At 67.2% G+C, this 17,986-nt stretch carries 16 protein-coding genes and 2 pseudogenes; 12 read left to right on the top strand and 6 right to left on the bottom strand.

From position 1 onward, the window contains the following. The first annotated feature begins 22 nt into the window (after positions 1-22). Complete coding sequence (locus LXE91_RS03410; protein ID WP_039346255.1) at positions 23-1,378, top strand: sigma-54-dependent transcriptional regulator; 1,356 nt, start codon at positions 23-25, stop codon at positions 1,376-1,378. Positions 1,379-1,475: 97 nt separating this feature from the next. Here LXE91_RS03410 and LXE91_RS03405 read toward each other — a convergent pair whose 3' ends face one another. Continuing rightward, positions 1,476-2,012 carry a peroxiredoxin family protein gene (locus tag LXE91_RS03405; protein ID WP_039346524.1) on the bottom strand — a complete coding sequence of 179 codons (537 nt, stop codon included), beginning with the start codon at positions 2,010-2,012 and terminating at the stop codon, positions 1,476-1,478. A gap of 160 nt (positions 2,013-2,172) precedes the next feature. Here LXE91_RS03405 and LXE91_RS03400 point away from each other — a divergent pair. Continuing rightward, a pseudogene (locus LXE91_RS03400) lies at positions 2,173-2,746 on the top strand (hypothetical protein). 333 nt (positions 2,747-3,079) lie between these two features. Here LXE91_RS03400 and LXE91_RS03395 read toward each other — a convergent pair. Together LXE91_RS03395 and LXE91_RS03390 are read right to left on the bottom strand one after the other, a co-directional pair. Beyond that, positions 3,080-4,710, bottom strand: a pseudogene (locus LXE91_RS03395) (YifB family Mg chelatase-like AAA ATPase). Between the two features lie 318 nt (positions 4,711-5,028). Then, complete coding sequence (locus LXE91_RS03390; RefSeq protein ID WP_006489451.1) at positions 5,029-5,280, bottom strand: accessory factor UbiK family protein; 252 nt, start codon at positions 5,278-5,280, stop codon at positions 5,029-5,031. A 355-nt stretch (positions 5,281-5,635) separates the two neighbouring features. Between LXE91_RS03390 and LXE91_RS03385 the strand changes: the two genes are divergently transcribed. The 7 genes from LXE91_RS03385 (at position 5,636) to ptsP (ending at position 13,061) form a co-directional block, all read left to right on the top strand. Continuing rightward, complete coding sequence (locus tag LXE91_RS03385; protein WP_006398175.1) at positions 5,636-5,974, top strand: P-II family nitrogen regulator; 339 nt, start codon at positions 5,636-5,638, stop codon at positions 5,972-5,974. A gap of 37 nt (positions 5,975-6,011) precedes the next feature. Beyond that, complete coding sequence (locus tag LXE91_RS03380; protein ID WP_039346245.1) at positions 6,012-7,526, top strand: ammonium transporter; 1,515 nt, start codon at positions 6,012-6,014, stop codon at positions 7,524-7,526. A gap of 244 nt (positions 7,527-7,770) precedes the next feature. Further along, positions 7,771-9,060: a glutamate--cysteine ligase gene (gene gshA / locus LXE91_RS03375; RefSeq protein WP_011353295.1), complete on the top strand. Its 1,290-nt coding sequence runs from the start codon at positions 7,771-7,773 to the stop codon at positions 9,058-9,060. Positions 9,061-9,086: 26 nt separating this feature from the next. Further along, positions 9,087-10,043 carry a glutathione synthase gene (gene gshB / locus LXE91_RS03370; protein WP_039346241.1) on the top strand — a complete coding sequence of 319 codons (957 nt, stop codon included), beginning with the start codon at positions 9,087-9,089 and terminating at the stop codon, positions 10,041-10,043. A gap of 230 nt (positions 10,044-10,273) precedes the next feature. Next, positions 10,274-10,744 (top strand): PTS sugar transporter subunit IIA, encoded by a 471-nt coding sequence (locus tag LXE91_RS03365; protein ID WP_039346239.1) that lies wholly within the window; start codon positions 10,274-10,276, stop codon positions 10,742-10,744. A gap of 73 nt (positions 10,745-10,817) precedes the next feature. Beyond that, positions 10,818-11,087, top strand: a complete 270-nt coding sequence (locus LXE91_RS03360; protein ID WP_006477716.1) for an HPr family phosphocarrier protein — start codon at positions 10,818-10,820, stop codon at positions 11,085-11,087. Between the two features lie 201 nt (positions 11,088-11,288). Then, on the top strand, positions 11,289-13,061 hold the full coding sequence (gene ptsP / locus LXE91_RS03355; RefSeq protein WP_039346522.1) for a phosphoenolpyruvate--protein phosphotransferase: 1,773 nt from the start codon (positions 11,289-11,291) through the stop codon (positions 13,059-13,061). 74 nt (positions 13,062-13,135) lie between these two features. Here ptsP and LXE91_RS03350 read toward each other — a convergent pair whose 3' ends face one another. From LXE91_RS03350 to gpmA, 3 genes are all read right to left on the bottom strand, one after another. Next, positions 13,136-13,888 (bottom strand): HesA/MoeB/ThiF family protein, encoded by a 753-nt coding sequence (locus tag LXE91_RS03350; RefSeq protein WP_039346236.1) that lies wholly within the window; start codon positions 13,886-13,888, stop codon positions 13,136-13,138. Positions 13,889-13,991: 103 nt separating this feature from the next. After that, positions 13,992-15,539: a S41 family peptidase gene (locus LXE91_RS03345; RefSeq protein ID WP_039346234.1), complete on the bottom strand. Its 1,548-nt coding sequence runs from the start codon at positions 15,537-15,539 to the stop codon at positions 13,992-13,994. A gap of 282 nt (positions 15,540-15,821) precedes the next feature. Then, positions 15,822-16,568 (bottom strand): 2,3-diphosphoglycerate-dependent phosphoglycerate mutase, encoded by a 747-nt coding sequence (gpmA, locus tag LXE91_RS03340; protein ID WP_012329275.1) that lies wholly within the window; start codon positions 16,566-16,568, stop codon positions 15,822-15,824. A gap of 135 nt (positions 16,569-16,703) precedes the next feature. Between gpmA and LXE91_RS03335 the strand changes: the two genes are divergently transcribed. The 3 genes from LXE91_RS03335 to secB all read left to right on the top strand — a co-directional run bounded on the left by LXE91_RS03335 (position 16,704) and on the right by secB (position 17,973). Next, entirely contained in the window at positions 16,704-17,126 is a 423-nt protein-coding gene (locus LXE91_RS03335; RefSeq protein ID WP_039346230.1) for a rhodanese-like domain-containing protein, read from the top strand. Then, positions 17,123-17,383, top strand: a complete 261-nt coding sequence (gene grxC, locus LXE91_RS03330; RefSeq protein WP_039346228.1) for a glutaredoxin 3 — start codon at positions 17,123-17,125, stop codon at positions 17,381-17,383. Before LXE91_RS03335 ends, grxC begins: the two co-directional genes overlap by 4 nt. 107 nt (positions 17,384-17,490) lie before the next feature. Continuing rightward, positions 17,491-17,973 carry a protein-export chaperone SecB gene (gene secB, locus LXE91_RS03325; RefSeq protein ID WP_011353285.1) on the top strand — a complete coding sequence of 161 codons (483 nt, stop codon included), beginning with the start codon at positions 17,491-17,493 and terminating at the stop codon, positions 17,971-17,973. Positions 17,974-17,986: the final 13 nt, after the last annotated feature.

Raw genomic sequence — 17,986 nt, 5'->3', positions numbered from 1 at the left:
CCGTCAGGAGCAAGTGAGTACGATGGCCAACCGGCTGCAAGTGATCTATATCGAAGACGATGCGCTCGTTCGCCGGGCCAGCGTGCAGAGCCTTCAGCTGGCGGGGTTCGACGTCGCCGGCTTCGAGTCGGCCGAAGCGGCCGAGAAGGCGATCGTCGCGGATACCGCCGGCGCGATCGTCAGCGACATCCGGCTGCCCGGCGCGAGCGGGCTCGACGTGCTCGCGCAGTGCCGCGAGCGCGTGCCCGACGTGCCCGTGATCCTCGTCACCGGGCACGGCGACATCTCGATGGCCGTGCAGGCGATGCGCGACGGCGCGTACGACTTCATCGAAAAACCGTTCGCGGCCGAGCGCCTGATCGAGACGGTGCGCCGCGCGCTCGAGCGCCGCGAGCTCGTGCTCGAGAACCACGCGTTGCGGCGCGAGCTGGCAGGGCAGAACGTCGTCGCGCCGCGCATCATCGGCCGCAGTCCGGCAATCGAGCAGGTGCGCAAGCTGATCGCGAACGTCGCGCCGACCGATGCGTCGGTGCTGATCAACGGCGACACCGGCGCCGGCAAGGAGCTGATCGCGCGCAGCCTGCACGAGCTGTCGCCGCGCCGCGACAAGCCGTTCATTGCGGTGAACTGCGGCGCGCTGCCCGAGCCGATGTTCGAGTCGGAGATGTTCGGCTACGAGCCCGGCGCGTTTACCGGCGCCGCGAAGCGCCGTGTCGGCAAGCTCGAATATGCGTCCGGCGGCACGCTGTTCCTCGATGAAATCGAAAGCATGCCGCTCGCGCTGCAGGTGAAGCTGCTGCGCGTGCTGCAGGACGGCGTGCTGGAGCGGCTCGGCTCGAACCAGCCGATCCGCGTGAACTGCCGCGTGGTGGCGGCCGCGAAAGGCGACATGAGCGAGCTAGTCGCGGCCGGCACGTTCCGGCGCGACCTGCTGTACCGCCTCAACGTCGTGACGATCGCGCTGCCGCCGCTCGCCGAGCGCCGCGAGGACATCGTGCCGCTGTTCGAGCATTTCATGCTCGATGCGGCCGTGCGCTACGCGCGGCCCGCGCCGGTGCTGACCGACCGGCAGCGCGCGAGCCTGATGCAGCGCGACTGGCCCGGCAACGTGCGCGAGCTGCGCAACGCGGCCGACCGCTTCGTGCTCGGCGTGGCCGACATGCCGCAGGAGACGGGCGCGAGCGGCGACGACGCCGACAACGAGCAGACGCTGAAGGAGCGCATCGAGCAGTTCGAGCGCGCGGTGATCGCCGAGGCGCTGAACCAGACGGGCGGCGCGGTCGCCGCGACGGCCGACCGGCTGCATGTCGGCAAGGCGACGCTGTACGAGAAGATGAAGCGCTACGGGCTGTCGGCGAAAGGCGAAACCGAGCGCTGAAAAGCAAACGGACCGCGGAACCGGATTGCCCGGTCATGCGGTCCGTCGTGCGGGGAAGGGCGCGGTGCGCGGCCCTTCGAGCCGGATCGGGCGGCGCTCAGGCCGCGTTGCCGTCGAGTGCCTTCTTGAGCAGTGCGTCGAGTTCCGCGAACTGCGGCGCGCCGACGTAGCGCTTCAGGATCTTGCCGTCCTTGTCGACGACGAAGGTCGTTGGCGTGAGCTGCACGTTGCCGAACTGCTTCGCGACGCTGCCGTCGTCGAGCGCGACCTTGAACGGCAACTGTCGCGTCTGCGCGTAGTTCGCGACGTACATCGGCGGATCGTAGTTCATCGCGACCGCGACGAATTCCAGACCCTGACCCTTGAAGCGGTTGTAGGTATCGACCATCTGCGGCATTTCCTGCATGCAGGTTGCGCAGCTCGTCGCCCAGAAGTTCACGAGATAGACCTTGCCTTTCAGATCGCCTGCAGTCGAGACCTTCTGGCCCGACAGCAGCGTGAACGTGGCGTCCGGCACGCTCGACTTGCCGTTGAATGCGAAGAAGCCGGCGACGGCGATCGCCGCGACTACGACGGCGGCGACGATGTAGCGGGCGGGGCCGGCGCTGCGCCGGACGGGAGGCGTGGTGTTCATCTGGTGCTCTCGGAGTCGGTCGATGACGCGGATCAATGCAAAGGACATCGAAATTCGACGATCATTTTAGCGCGAATGCGGCTTGCGCACCGACGGCGGGCACACATCCCGGATTTCACGTTCAGCGGATAATGCCCGTTTTGCCTGCCCGATCCACGCCATGCCGAAGGAAGTCATCGTTTCGTTGCGCCCCCTTTTTCGTCCGTTGCGACACTTCGCCGCGCTCGCGTGCGTGAGCGCGGCACTGGCCGCGTGCTCGCCGTCGTACGACTGGCGCACGCTGCACAACGATGCCGGCTACACGATCGACCTGCCGGCGAAGCCGACCGTCGAGGAGCAGCCGGTGGCGATCGGCGGCGCGTCGATGCCGATGCGGATGCAGGCCGCGCACGTCGACGGCGCGGTGTTCGCGGTCGGCACGCTGACGCTGCCGGACGACCGTGACGACACGCGCCGCGCGGCGCTCGAGTTCCTGCGCGCCGGGCTGTCCCGCAACCTCGCGGGCGCCGCCGCAGACGGCGTCGGTGCCCGTGCCGCTCGCGGCCGGCGGTGCGGTGAACGGGCTCGAGCTGCGCGTCGCGGGCGCGGCGGCCGGCGGCGATCGCACGCACAAGACGATCGTCGCGCGGCTCGCCGCGCGCGGCCGGCACGCGTACCAGGCTGTCGTGATTGCCGACGGGCCGCTCACGCAGGAGCAGCTCGACCAGTTTTTCGGGTCGTTCAAACTCGACTGACGGCGGCCGGCGAGGGCGCTCAGACACGCGGTGGCAACTGAAAGTTCATTCGCAGCTTTCGACGCTAGTCGCCGGATTTTGCGAGGTTTTTTCGGCTATCCACAGCGCATGTGGATAACTTTGTTGAAAAGTTGCCCGGATTTCCCGCCAAGCCGCGCGGGACGGCCTTCCGGCCTGTTTGGCCGTTCGCTTGCCTTTTGGGAAAGGTGAATCAAAACAAGGAGATACGGATTCCGTGCCGCAAAGGTCTCGCCGAGACCTGATGCGGGGCCGGATTCGCGGAATTGTGCATAAGTCAAGTCTTGACAGCCGGATTTTGTCCTCCGAGGGCGTTCAAAGCGCCGTCAGCGCGCGCCGGTAGCGGATCGCTTCGGCGATCTGCGCGGCCGTCGGCAGCGGGTCGCCGGCCAGGTCGGCGATCGTCCGCGCGACCTTCAGCACGCGGTAATACGCGCGCGCCGACCAGCCGAAGCGCTCGCCGGCCTCGCGCAACAGCCGTTCGCCTTCGTCGGTCGGCCGGCACAGGTCGTCGGTCTCGCGGCCGCTCAGCATGTGGTTCGTCTTGCCCTGCCGATCGAGTTGCAGCGCACGCGCCTGCGCAACCCGCGCGGCGACCGCGGCACTCGGCTCGCCGGGCGCCGATGTGCGCGTCGCCAGTTCGGCGGGCGACAGCGCGGGCAGGTCGATCTGGATGTCGATGCGATCGACGAGCGGCCCCGACAGCTTGCGCAGGTAGCGTGCGGCGACGTCGGGCGAGCAGCGGCAGCGTCCTGACGGATCGCCGTGCCAGCCGCACGGGCACGGATTCATCGCGGCGATCAGCTGGCAAGCGGCCGGAAAGTCGGCCTGCTGGGCCGCACGTGAAATCGTGATGCGGCCGGCCTCCAGCGGCTCGCGCAGCATTTCGAGCACGTGCCGGTCGAATTCCGGGAGTTCGTCGAGGAACAGCACGCCGAGGTGCGCGAGCGTGATCTCGCCCGGTTGCGGCGGGTTGCGGCCGCCGACCAGCGCGGCGGCGCTCGACGAGTGGTGCGGCGCACGGAACGGCCGCCGGCGCCACTGCGCGGGCGAGAAGCCGAGGCGGCTCGCGGAGAGGAGCGCCGCCGACGTCAGCGCCTCATCGTCGGTCAGCGGCGGCAGGAGGCCCGGCAGCCGCGCGGCCAGCATCGACTTGCCGGCCCCCGGCGGCCCGACCATCAGCATGTGATGGCCACCCGCGGCCGCGACTTCCAGTGCGCGGCGGGCGCCGCGCTGGCCGACCACGTCGGCGAGATCGGGCGCGGCCGGCATCGGCAGGCCGTCGAGGCACGGCGCCGCGACCGGCGCGAGCCGTCCGTCGGGCGCGCCGGTGAGGTGCGCGCACAGCGCGGGCAGGTCCGGCGCGCCGAACACGGTGACGCCCGGCACGAGCGCGGCCTCGGCGGCGCTGGCTAGCGGCAGGTACAGCTCGGGGCGTCCGACGCGGCGGCGGAGTGCGGCTGCGGGCCGGCCTCCCGGCCACCGTCGCCTGAACCGGAGAGCGTGCCTGAACCCAGGCCGGAAGCCGCGCCGCTTTCCGCCACCTGCCAATCCCGCGCCACGCCGCACGCCATCGCGAACGCGCCGCGCATCGGCCGCAGCGCGCCCGTCAGCGACAGTTCACCCGCGAATTCGCGGCCGGCCAGTGCGTCGGCCGGGATCTGGCCGTTCGCGGCGAGGATGCCGAGCGCGATCGGCAGGTCGAACCGTCCCGACTCCTTCGGCAGGTCGGCCGGCGCGAGGTTGACGGTGATGCGGCGCACGGGGAAGTCGAAGCCGCAGTTCTGCAGCGCGGCGCGCACCCGCTCGCGGCTTTCGCGGACTTCGAGATCGGGCAGGCCGACGATCGAGAACGACGGCAACCCGTTGGCGAGATGGACTTCGACGGTGACGTCCGGCGCACGGCCGGAGGCGGGCGCGCGACTGCGCACCACGGCGAGCGACATGGCGAGGCTCCTGAAAAAAGACGGACGACGGCCGTTCGAGGCCGCATGCCGCGGGAATCGGAGGAACGGTGCGCGCTTGCCGGCGTGGCGCGGGGAAAGAACGAGGAACAGCGGAACGACGGACTGCGAAGAGCGAAGAACAGCGAAGAGCGGGGGTGCTGCGTAGAACGACGGACGACGAAGAGCGGTACGGTGACTTCAGTGCTTCAGTGCTTCAGTGCTTCAGTGCTTCAGTGCTTCAGTGCTTCAGTGCTTCAAGGCGGCGGGCGCGGGCCGCGCGAGGCGGCCCGCGCCCGGACCTTGCGGCCGGGCAGGGCGTCAGGCTTGCGGCGCGGCGAGCTTCTGCTCGAGTTCCGCGACGCGTTTCTCGAGCTCCTCGAGGCGCACGCGGGTGCGGGCGAGCACCTGCGCCTGCGTGTCGAATTCCTCGCGCGTGACGAGATCGAGTTTCGAGAAGCCTTGCGACAGCATGGCCTTCACGTTGCGCTCGACGTCCTTGGCCGGCGAGTTTTTCAGCAGATCGCTGACGCGCGACTGCAGATCGTTGAAAACGTCGCTGGGTTGCTTCATGTGATTCCCCTTCCTTGCACAAAAAATGTGCATCTTCAGTTGCGTACGTGCCCATGATGCACGCATGACCGGAAATGGTGCGCCCGGAGCGCGAATTCCGGGCATGGCGCCCGCATGGGTGAATGCCCCGGCGATCCGGGACGTGCGTGCACTCTAGCAACGATCCTTTCGCCGCGCCAGCAAACCGGGCCACGTTGGCCATTCGGCCGGGCTTCCGCGCCTTACATCGCGCGATGCGACCCCTTGATGAAGCCCTTTGAAACGGTGCTCGAACCGACTTGGCATGCGAGTTGCTGAGAAGAGTCCGTTACAACATTCCAACCAATTCGACGGGACAACTCTGCGAGAGGACTTCATGAAACTCATTACCGCAATCATCAAGCCGTTCAAGCTCGATGAGACGCGCGAAGCGCTGTCGGCGCTTGGCGTCTCGGGCATCACGGTGACGGAGGTAAAAGGGTTCGGGCGCCAGAAGGGGCATACCGAGCTGTACCGCGGCGCCGAATACGTGGTCGATTTCCTGCCGAAGATGAAGATCGAGGCGGCCGTGTCGGACGATCTCGTCGACCAGGCGGTGGAAGCGATCGAGCGGGCTGCGCGCACCGGCAAGATCGGCGACGGCAAGATCTTCGTCACGCCCATCGAGCAAGTGATCCGGATTCGCACCGGGGAGACCGGCGCTGACGCGCTGTAACAGAACAGACAAGACAAGCGACAAGAGGAAACCCAAGATGCGCAAACTTCTGATGTCCCTGCTGATGGCCGGCTCGCTGATCGCGGCCGGCGTCGGCTCCGCGCTCGCCGACGACGCGGCGTCCGCCGCGGCTGCGTCCGCGCCCGCCGCAACGGCTTCCGACGCATCGGCTGCTGCCGCTCCGGCCGCTTCGGCACCGGCTGCCACCGACGCGTCCGCAACCGCCGCTGCCGCCGCGCCGGCCTCGAGCGCCACCGACGCGTCGGCTGCCGCCGCTGCTTCGGCACCGGCCGCTCCCGCTGCGCCGACCGCCCCGTTCTCGGTCGATTCGTCGAAGATCAGCGCGGGCGATACCGCGTGGATGCTGACGTCCACCGCGCTCGTGCTGTTCATGACGATCCCCGGCCTCGCGCTGTTCTACGCGGGCATGGTCCGCAAGAAGAACGTGCTCGCGACCGTGATGCAGAGCTTCGCGATCACCGCGGTGATCACGGTGCTGTGGACGGTGGTCGGCTACAGCCTCGCGTTCACGCCGGGCAGCGGCTTCATCGGCGGCCTGTCGCGCGCGTTCCTGCACGGCATGAACTACATCCACGGCGACAAGGCGACGACGCTGACCGTCAGCCACCTGGCACCGACGATTCCGGAATCGGTCTACTTCGTCTACCAGATGACGTTCGCGATCATCACGCCGGCGCTGATCTGCGGCGCGTTCGCCGACCGGATGAAGTTCTCGGCGATGCTCGTGTTCATGACGCTCTGGTCGCTGATCGTCTACGTGCCGATCGCGCACATGGTGTGGGAGCCGACCGGCTGGCTGTCGGCTGACGGCGTGCTCGACTTCGCGGGCGGCACGGTGGTGCACATCAACGCCGGTATCGCGGGCCTCGTGTCGTGCCTGGTGCTCGGCAAGCGCGTCGGCTACGGTCGTGAATCGATGGCACCGCACAACCTCGTGCTGACGATGATCGGCGGCTCGATGCTGTGGGTCGGCTGGTTCGGTTTCAACGCGGGCTCCGCAGTCGCGGCCGACGGCCGCGCCGGCTTCGCGATGCTGACGACGCAAGTCGCGACGGCGTGCGCGGCGCTCGGCTGGATGTTTGCCGAATGGATCGCGAAGGGCAAGCCGTCGGTGCTCGGCATCGTGTCGGGCGCGGTCGCGGGTCTGGTGGCGATCACGCCGGCAGCCGGCTTCGTCGGCGTGGCAGGCGCGCTCGTGATCGGTATCGCGGCGGGCGTCGTGTGCTTCTGGTCGGCGACGTGGCTCAAGTCGAAGCTCGGCTACGACGATTCGCTCGACGCGTTCGGCGTGCACGGCATCGGCGGGATTCTCGGCGCACTGCTGACCGGCGTCTTCGCGGTCAAGGATATCGGCGGCGCCGACGGCAGCCTGCTGCTGCAGGCGAAGGGCGTCTTGATCACGCTGGTCTACAGCGGCGTGCTGAGCTTCGTGCTGCTGAAGCTGATCGACCTGACGATCGGCCTGCGCGTGTCGGAAGAAGAAGAGCGCGAAGGCCTCGACGTGATCCTGCACGGCGAGCATGTCGAATAAGTCACAAGGATGACCGGCGGGCCGCCGCGACGACGGCGCCCGCCATGAATGAGCGCAGCGACTTGGGCCCGCCTCACCCGGCGGGCTTTTTTTCTTCTGTCACGCGCTGCCGTAGCGGATAACCCTTCACTCTATCGGGTCAATAGCCGAAAACTTCCTCCATATCCTTGTGAAGCCGGGAACAATCCCCAAATGGGCAGGGCAATTGCTCTACAATCTTCATTCTCCCGCTCGCGAGTGATTCATGGTTCCCCACCTCGTTACCGCGTTGAACGGTCCGCTGCTCGAACTCGAGCAGAAGATCCTCGACGCGACGCCTGCGATCGAACGCTGGTTCAGGCTCGAATGGCAGGAACACACCCCGCCGTTCTATTGTTCGGTGGACCTGCGCAACGCCGGCTTCAAGCTGGCGCCCGTCGACGCGAACCTGTTTCCCGGCGCGTTCAACAACCTGCCGTCCGAAGTGCTGCCGCTCGCCGTGCAGGCGGCGATGGCCGCGATCGAGAAGATCTGCCCGGACGCGAAGAACCTGCTCGTGATTCCCGAGCTGCCGACCCGCAACGCGTTCTACCTCGAAAACGTCGCACGTCTCGCCACGATCATGCGCCAGGCCGGCCTGAACGTGCGCTTCGGCTCGCTCGACCCGAGCATCACCGACATGACGCCGATCACGCTGGCCGATGGCCAGAAGATCGTGCTCGAACCGCTCGAGCGTTCGCAGCGCCGCCTCGGCCTGAAGAATTTCGATCCGTGCTCGATCCTGCTGAACAACGACCTGTCGGCCGGCATTCCGGCCGTGCTGGAAAACCTGCACGAGCAGTACCTGCTGCCGCCGCTGCACGCGGGCTGGGCCGTGCGCCGCAAGTCGACGCATTTCTCGTGCTACGACGACGTCGCGAAGAAGTTCGCGAAGATGGTCGGCGTCGATCCGTGGATGGTGAATCCGTATTTCGCGCACGTGGAAGGCGTCGACTGGCAGGCGCATGAAGGCGAGCAGGCGCTCGCCGATGCGATCGACGGCGTGCTGAAGAAGATCGCGCGCAAGTACCGCGAATACGGGATCAGCGAGAAACCGTACGTCGTCGTGAAGGCCGACGCGGGCACGGCGGGGCGCGGCGTGATGACCGTGCACGATGCGGCCGAGATCGGCCGCATGTCGAAGGCCGAGCGCGCGCAGATGGCCGAGTCGAAGGCCGGCCTCGCGGTGCGCGACGTGATCGTGCAGGAAGGCGTGTATACGTTCGAGCGCGTCGGCGACGAAGTCGCCGAGCCCGTCGTGTACATGATCGACCGCTACGTGGTCGGCGGCTTCTACCGCACGCACGCCGGCCGCGAGCGCGACCAGAACCTGAACGCGCCCGGCATGCACTACGTGCCGCTCGGCTTCGAGCACACCGCGCTGCCGGATGCGGGCGCGAAGCCGGGTGCCGCGCCGCCGAACCGTTTCTACATGTACGGCGTCGTCGCGCGGCTGTCGCTGATCGCGTCGTCGATCGAACTGGAAAAGACCGACCCCGAAGCCATCCAGGTGTAACGGACCTTCGCTACGTACAGGACCTCATGGACATTCTCTTTATCGCCGACCCGCTCGAGCGCTTCAAGATCTACAAGGATTCGACCTACGCGATGATGGCGGAGGCGGCGCGGCGCGGGCATGCGGTGTACGCATGCGAGCCGCACCAGCTCGCGTGGACGGGTTCGGGCGTCGAGGCGGACGTGCAGCGCGTGACGATCGTCGGCGATACGGCCGATCTGCACCGCCATCCGTGGTACGAGGCGGCCGCGCACGAATCCCGTGCGCTGACGTCGTTCGGTGCGGTGCTGATGCGCAAGGATCCGCCGTTCGACATGGAATACGTGACGGCCACGTGGATGCTCGAGCTTGCCGAGCGGGCGGGCGCGCACGTGTTCAACAAGCCGCAGTCGATCCGCGATCACTCGGAAAAGCTCGCGATCGGCGAGTTTCCGCAATTCGTCGCACCGACGCTCGTCACGCGTGATGCGGCGCGCCTGCGCGCCTTCCACGCCGAGCATGGCGACGTGATCGTCAAGCCGCTCGACGGCATGGGCGGGATGGGCGTGTTCCGTGTGAAGGCCGACGGGATGAATCTCGGCGCGATCATCGAGATGCTCGGCCACGACGGCACGCGCTCGCTGATGATCCAGAAGTTCATTCCGGAGATCAAGGCAGGCGACAAGCGCATCCTGCTGATTGCGGGCGAACCGGTGCCGTTTTCGCTCGCCCGGATTCCGCAGGGCAGCGAAGTGCGCGGCAATCTCGCGGCGGGCGGGCTCGGCGTGGCGCAGCCGCTGACCGCGCGCGATCGCGAGATCGCCGAAACGCTCGGGCCCGTGCTCGCGGCACGCGGGTTGCTGCTGGTCGGCCTGGATGCGATCGGCGACTGGCTGACCGAGGTGAACGTCACGAGCCCGACGTGCTTCCGCGAGATCATGGAGCAGACGGGCTTCGACGTCGCCGCAATGTTCATCGACGCGCTGGAGCGGGCAGCCGCGTAGGCTGCTTTCCCGCGCAACCCCGGCGGCGGCCGCGCAGGTCCCCCGTCGCCGAGCAGTTCGACCGGCCTGCTACAATGCCCGCTTGCCCGGTGCCGCGCTCGCGCACCCAAGGCCCGGCGGTCGGGCCGAAACTGTTGCAAGGCTGAACATGGAACGTTTCCCACACTCGCTACGCTCATTGCCCCGCCGCGGGGTATTGGCCCGCCAGGGGCGGCCGGGAGCGATCTGACATGGCCGGGATCCTGATCATCGCGCACGCCCCGCTCGCCACCGCGCTGCGGGACTGCATCGCGCACATCTATGGCGGCGTGCCCGCCCGCATCGGCTGTATCGACGTGATGGCGGACAGCGATCCGACCCAGGTGATGGCGTTCGCGCACGCGGAGCTCGCGCGTCTCCGGGAAGAGAACGGCGTGGTCGTGCTGACCGACATGTACGGCGCGACCCCCGCGAACATCGCGGGCCAGCTCGCGAAGCTCGACAACGTGCGCGTGCTGGCCGGCGTGAACCTGCCGATGCTCGTGCGTGCCGTCTGCTACCGCACCGTGCCGCTCGACAAGCTGGTCGACAAGGCGCTGTCCGGCGGCGCGAAGGGCGTGCACGAGGTGTCGGCCGGCACGCCGCCGCCGCCGAGCGAAACCGGCTGCGGCCAGTGCGCGCCGATTCCGCCCGAACCGCAGCCGCGCACCGAATCGCACTGAGCCTCCGTTTTCCGTTTTAGACCGACCCGCCTGCGCGCGCCGCCGGCGGTCCCGACCGACCCGACCGAGAATCATGCTTCAACAAGAAACCACCATCGTCAATAAATTGGGGCTCCATGCGCGCGCATCGGCCAAGCTTACGCAACTGGCCGGCAACTTCCAGTCGGAAGTCTGGATGACACGCAACGGGCGCAAGATCAATGCGAAGAGCATCATGGGCGTGATGATGCTGGCGGCCGGCATCGGCAGCACCGTGACGATCGAGACCGAAGGGCCCGACGAGCGGGAAGCGATGGACGCGCTACTGAAGCTGATCGCCGACAAGTTCGGCGAAGGCCAGTGATCCTCGCGCGGGATAGTTGCCGTTTCCAGTCAGAATGCCGCGGATTCCGCGGCATTTTTTTCGTCGGAAGCATTGATGCGAAATGCGCAATGCTGCGGTGCATGCAGTCAGCGGGGAGTCGCGGAATTTATAATCGCTAACCGGGGTCATAAGCGCATCGCAGCAGTGTGCCGCGGCTTTACTTGTACAGAGGAGGTGCGCGTGTCCTTCACGCTGCATGGCATTCCCGTCTCACGTGGTATCGCGATCGGGCGAGCGTATCTGATCGCGCCGGCGGCGCTCGACGTCGCCCATTACCTGGTCGAGGCGAACCAGATCGATGCGGAGGTCGAGCGCTTCCGCACCGCGCTCGAGGTCGTGCATCACGAACTCGAAGCGCTGCGCGCCGACCTGACCGACGACACGCCGAGCGAAGTCGGCGCATTCATCGACGTCCACGCGATGATCCTGAGCGACGAGATGCTCGTGCAGGAAACCATCGACCTGATCCGCACGCGCCGCTACAACGTCGAGTGGGCGCTGACCGAGCAGCTCGAGCTGCTCACGCGCCACTTCGACGATATCGAGGACGAATACCTGCGCGAGCGCAAGGCCGACATCGAGCAGGTGGTCGAGCGTGTGCTGAAGGCGCTCGCCGGCGCACCGTCCGCGTCGCAGGCGCTCGACCGTGCGGCCAAGAACGGCACGAACGAGATGATCGTCGTCGCGCACGACATCGCGCCGGCCGACATGATGCAGTTCAAGTCGCAGTCGTTCCAGGCGTTCGTCACCGATCTCGGCGGGCGCACGTCGCACACGGCGATCGTCGCGCGCAGCCTCGGCATTCCGGCCGCGGTCGGCGTGCAGCATGCGAGCGCGCTGATCCGCCAGGACGACCTGATCATCGTCGACGGCGACCAGGGCATCGTGATCGTCGATCCGGCGCCGATCGTCCTCGAGGAATATTCGTACCGGCAGTCCGAGAAGCTGCTGGAGCAACGCAAGCTGCAGCGCCTGAAGTTCTCGCCGACGCAAACGTTGTGCGGCACCAAGATCGAGCTGTACGCGAACATCGAGCTGCCCGACGACGCGAAGGCGGCCGTCGAGGCCGGCGCGGTCGGCGTCGGCCTGTTCCGTTCCGAGTTCCTGTTCATGCATCAGAAGGAGATGCCGGAGGAGGAGGAGCAGTTCGCCGCGTACAAGCGGGCCGTCGAGTGGATGAAGGGCATGCCGGTGACGATCCGCACGATCGACGTCGGCGCGGACAAGCCGCTCGAGGCGCTCGACGAAGGCTACGAGACGGCGCCGAACCCCGCGCTCGGCCTGCGCGCGATCCGCTGGAGCCTGTCCGAGCCGCAGATGTTCCTCACGCAGTTGCGCGCGATCCTGCGCGCGTCCGCGTTCGGCCAGGTGAAGATCCTGATCCCGATGCTCGCGCACGCGCAGGAGATCGACCAGACGCTCGACCTGATCCGCGAGGCGAAGCGCCAGCTCGACGACGCGGGGCTCTCGTACGACCCGAACGTGCGCATCGGCGCGATGATCGAGATCCCGGCCGCGGCGATCGCGCTGCCGCTGTTCCTGAAGCGGTTCGATTTCCTGTCGATCGGCACGAACGACCTGATCCAGTACACGCTCGCGATCGACCGCGCGGACAACGCGGTCGCGCACCTGTACGACCCGCTGCATCCGGCCGTGCTGCACCTGATCGCCTATACGTTGCGCGAAGCGAAGCGCGCGGGCGTGTCCGTGTCGGTGTGCGGGGAAATGGCGGGGGACCCGGCGCTCACGCGCCTGTTGCTCGGGATGGGGCTGACCGAGTTCTCGATGCACCCGAGCCAGTTGCTGGTCGTGAAGCAGGAGATCCTGCGCGCGCACCTGAAGGCGCTCGAAAAGCCGACGGCCGACGTGCTCGCCGCGTTCGAGCCGGAGGAAGTGCAGGCCGCGTTGCAGCGCCTGTCGGTGGCGGAGCCGCGCGCGGATGCGGCTGCGTAGCAGGCGCCCGCGTCTGCGCTAATCGTAGCGAAGTGTCACCATGCATGCGCCGCCGGGCGCATGCCCGTCGCGCGTCAGTGCCGGCCCCCGCACACGGGGCAGTCGGCCTGGCGCGCGATTTTCATCGTCGTCCATTCCATCCGCAGCGAATCGAGCATCATCAGGCGCCCGTTGAGCGTCTTGCCGATTTCCCCGATCACGCGCAGCGCCTCGGCGGCCTGCATCGCGCCGATGATCCCGACCGTCGGCGCGAACACGCCCATCGTCGCGCACGCGACTTCCTCGAACGGCTGGTCTTCCGGAAACACGCACGCGTAGCAGGGCGCGGCCGGGTCGCGGAAGTCGAACGTGCTGATCTGCCCGTCGAAGCGCAGCGCGGCGCCCGATACGAGCGGCACGCCATGCGCGACGCAGGCGCGGTTGATCGCGTGCCGCGTCGCGAAGTTGTCGGTGCAGTCGAGCACGACGCTCGCGTGCGGCACGTGCGCGTCGAGCCATGCATCGTCGACACGCTCCGCGACCGCGTGCACTTTCACCTCGGGGTTCAGCTGCGCGAGCGCGTCGCGCCCCGATTCGACCTTGTGGCGGCCGACCGAAGCCGTCACGTGCAGGATCTGCCGCTGCAGGTTCGTGAGATCGACCGTATCGGCGTCGACGAGCGTGATCGTACCGACGCCCGATGCCGCGAGGTACATCGCGGCGGGCGAGCCGAGGCCACCCGCGCCGACGACGATCGCATGCGCATCGAGAAAGCGCTGCTGTGCCTCGATGCCGATTTCGTCGACGAGGATGTGACGGGAGTAGCGAAGGAGTTGATCGTCGTTCATGGGGAGTCGTGGCGAGGCGGCGTATGTGTCGTTATTTTAGGCGCGCATGAAAAACGGGCCATCGCGGTCTTCCCGCGATGGCCCGTCGGATGCCGGCCGGCGCTTACTTCGGCGCCGACGCGGGCTTCGGTGCGGAAGCCGGCTTCGCGCTGGCGCCCGATGCCTTCGAGGCCGTGGCGGCCTTGCCGGCCGGGCCCTTCGTGCTTTCGGCGAGCAGCGACTTCGATTCCTGGACCGGCTTGCCTTCGAGCTTGTTGAGCGCCTGCTGCATCATGAAGTCGTCGGCGCTGCCGAACTCGATCGGCTTGCGATCGCGATCCTTCTGGCGCTGCTCCGGCGTCTTCTTGTCGTTCTGCTCTTCAAGCACGCGCAGCTGATCCATCCGGCGCTGCTCGCGGTCTTCCTGTTCCTTCTTCTCGTTCGGATCCTGCGTGTTCGCGAGGTGGTTCGTGTAGTCGACCTCGCGCGTCACGAGCACGTCGTCCGGATCGCCATCCGCGTACTGGTCGACCGGCACGTCCGGCGTGATGCCCTTGTTCTGGATCGAACGGCCGCTCGGCGTGTAGTAGTACGCGGTGGTCAGGCGCAGCGCGGTGTCGGCCGTCATCGGGCGGACCGTCTGCACCGAACCCTTGCCGAACGTCGTCTTGCCCATGATCTGCGCGCGCTTCGAATCCTGCAGCGCACCGGCGACGATTTCCGACGCGGACGCCGAATAGGCGTTCGTCAGCACGATCATCGGCACGGTCTTGAACACCGGCGGCAGGTTCTTCAGCGGATCGCCATCGAAGGACGGCAGGCGATAGTTGTCGTACGTATCGCGGTAGACCTGCTTCGAATCGGCGATCTGGCCGTTGGTCGACACGACGACGGAGTCGGGCGGCAGGAACGCGCCGGCCACGCCGACCGCGCTCTGCAGCAGGCCGCCGCCGTTGTTGCGCAGGTCGAGGACGAGGCCCTTCAGGTTCGGCTGCTGGCGTGCGATGTCCTGCAGCTTCTGGGCGAGATCGGGCGTCGTGCGCTCCTGGAAGCTCGTGATGCGGACATAGGCATAGCCCGGATCGAGGATCTTCATCTTCACGCTCTGGACCTTGATGATCGCGCGCGTGACGGTGACCGGGAACGTGCGGTCGTCGCTCTTGCGGAAGATCGTCAGCGTGACCTTGGTGCCCGGCTCGCCGCGCATCTGCTTCACGGCCTTGTCGAGCGTCATGCCGCGCACCGGCTTGTCGTTGATGCGGGTGATCAGGTCGCCCGGACGGATGCCGGCGCGGAACGCGGGGGTATCCTCGATCGGCGAGATCACCTTGACGAGGCCGTCTTCCTGCGAGATCTCGATGCCGAGACCCGCGAAGCGGCCCTTCGTCTGCTCCTGCAGCTCGTCATAGTCGGTCTTGTCGAGGAACGACGAGTGCGGGTCGAGGCTCGACACCATGCCCTTGATCGCGGCCGTCAGCAGCTTCTTGTCGTCGACCGGTTCGACGTACTCGCGCTTGATCTGTCCGAAGACTTCCGCGAACAGGCGGAGCTGGTCGAGGGGAAGCGGCGCCGTGGCGGTCTGCTCGGCCGATGCGGAAACCTGCAGCGTGGCGAACACGCCCGTGGCGAGGCCCGCGGCAATCAGGCCGATGTTCTTCAATTTCATTCGCATAGAGATCTGGTGCGGTCGGGAAGCGCGTGGCGGTAGCGGGGATGATGTAGCGGACAAGTATAACTGTTCGTCCGATAACTCAGTGGAACGGCGCGAAAAGCGTCGAACAGGCCCGGAGCCGGCCCGGCGGGGCGCCGCCGGATGCGCTGCGGGTTCGAAAGCGGTTTCGACAGCGCCGGGGCCGCGAAGGTTCGCGCGGCGCTCGCGACAAGGGCACGGGGCGGGGCCGGACGGGCCGCAGCGGACGCCGCCCGCCCGCCCGGCTCGCCCGGCCGACGGGCGTCAGCCCGCCTTGCCCTGCTTCGCGACGGCGGCCTGCGCCTGCGCGATCGCGTCCTGGTCGCCGAGGTAATAGTGCTTGATCGGCTTCAGGTTCTCGTCGAGCTCATACACGAGCGGCACGCCGTTCGGGATGTTCAGGCCGACGATGTCGCTGTCCGAGATGCCGTCGAGGTACTTGATCAGCGCGCGCAGCGAGTTGCCGTGCGCGGCGATCAGCACCTGCTTGCCGGCGCGGACCGCCGGGGCGATCGACTCGTTCCACAGCGGCAGCACGCGCGCGACCGTGTCCTTCAGGCACTCGGTGAGCGGCAGCTGCTCGCGCGGCACCTTCGCGTAGCGTGGGTCGTTGAACGGCGCGCGTTCGTCGGTCGGCTCGAGCGCGGGCGGCGGCGTGTCGTAGCTGCGGCGCCACACGAGCACCTGCTCGTCGCCGAACTTCGCGGCCGTTTCCGCCTTGTTCAGGCCCGACAGCGCGCCGTAGTGGCGCTCGTTCAGGCGCCACGAATGGACGACCGGCAGGTACATGAGGTCCATCTTGTCCTGCACGTGCCACAGCGTGCGGATCGCGCGCTTGAGCACCGACGTGTACGCGATGTCGAACGTGTAGCCGGCCTCCTTGAGCAATTCGCCGGCCTGGTAGGCCTCGTTGCGACCCTGCTCGGTCAGGTCGACGTCGACCCAGCCGGTGAAGCGGTTTTCCTTGTTCCACGTCGATTCGCCGTGGCGGATGAGAACGAGTTTGTACATGGATCTTGCGGTCGGTAGTGAAGGAAGCGGTGGCGCGTCGTGCAGGACCCGACCCGGGCCCGCCATCGCGCAAGACGGTTATTTTATAATGGCGGGATTGTCCTCATCCGATTTCTCTTTTTCCGGCGGAATTCCGTGACGTTCTTTACCAATTACACCAACCTGGCCCTTATCGCGATCCTGGTGGTATCCGGCGGCCTGCTGGCCTGGCCCGCGCTGCGCCGCGGCCGCGGCGGCCTGTCCGCCGCAGAGGCGACGCAACTCATCAACCGCCGCAACGCGGTCGTGATCGACGTGCGCGCGCCGGCCGATTTCGCTGCCGGCCACCTGCCGTCGGCACGCCAGGTCGCGGCGGGCGAGATCGGCACGAAGATCGCGCAGGTCGCGAAGAACAAGAGCACGCCGGTGCTGCTCGTCTGCCAGAACGGCCAGCAGTCGCAGAAGGCGGCGCGCGAGGTCGAGGCGGCGGGTTACGCCGAGGTGCACGTGCTCGAGGGCGGCGTGGCCGCCTGGCAGCAGGCCGGGATGCCGGTCGTCAAACAAGGAGTGGCGAAGTGAACAAGGTTTTGATGTACAGCACGCAGGTGTGTCCGTATTGCATCCAGGCCGAGCGCCTGCTGAAGCTGCGCGGTGTCGAGCAGATCGAGAAGGTGCTGATCGACCGCGATCCGGCCCGCCGCGACGAAATGATGACGCGCACGGGGCGCCGCACGGTGCCGCAGATCTATATCGGCGACACGCACGTCGGCGGTTACGACGATCTGTCGAAGCTCGACCGCGAAGGCGGGCTCGTCCCGCTTCTGCAAGCGGCCTGATTAGGGCAGAATGGCCGCCGGCCGCGCCGCGGATTGGGCGCGCAGGATTCATCCGTGGCGGCCGGCGAGAAGCCGGGCCGCCCCGTCACCACTTTTAGGGAAACACCATGTCCGACGTCGAAAACCAACCGTTCTTCAACATCCAGCGCGTCTACCTGAAGGATATGTCGCTCGAGCAGCCGAATTCGCCGGCGATCTTCCTCGAGCAGGACATGCCGTCGGTTGAAGTCGAAGTCGACGTCAAGGCCGACCGCCTCGCGGAAAGCGTGTTCGAAGTCGTCGTGTCGGGCACCGTCACCGCGAAGGTGAAGGACAAGGTCGCGTTCCTGATCGAAGCGAAGCAGGCCGGCATTTTCGACATCCGCAACATTCCGGACGAGCAGCTCGACCCGCTCGTCGGCATCGCATGCCCGACGATCCTGTTCCCGTACCTGCGTTCGAACATCGCCGACGCGATCACGCGTGCTGGCTTCCCGCCGATCCACCTGGCGGAAATCAACTTCCAGGCGCTGTACGAACAACGCCTCGCGCAGCTTCAGCAGCAGGCCGGTGCCGCAGCAGGCGCACCGAATGGCACGACGCTGAACTGACGTTTCACTCGGA

Source organism: Burkholderia contaminans, from assembly GCF_029633825.1.
In the GTDB taxonomy this organism is placed as follows: domain Bacteria; phylum Pseudomonadota; class Gammaproteobacteria; order Burkholderiales; family Burkholderiaceae; genus Burkholderia; species Burkholderia contaminans.
Note: the sequence above shows the minus strand (reverse complement) of the source record. Positions and strands in the feature narration are given on the sequence as shown.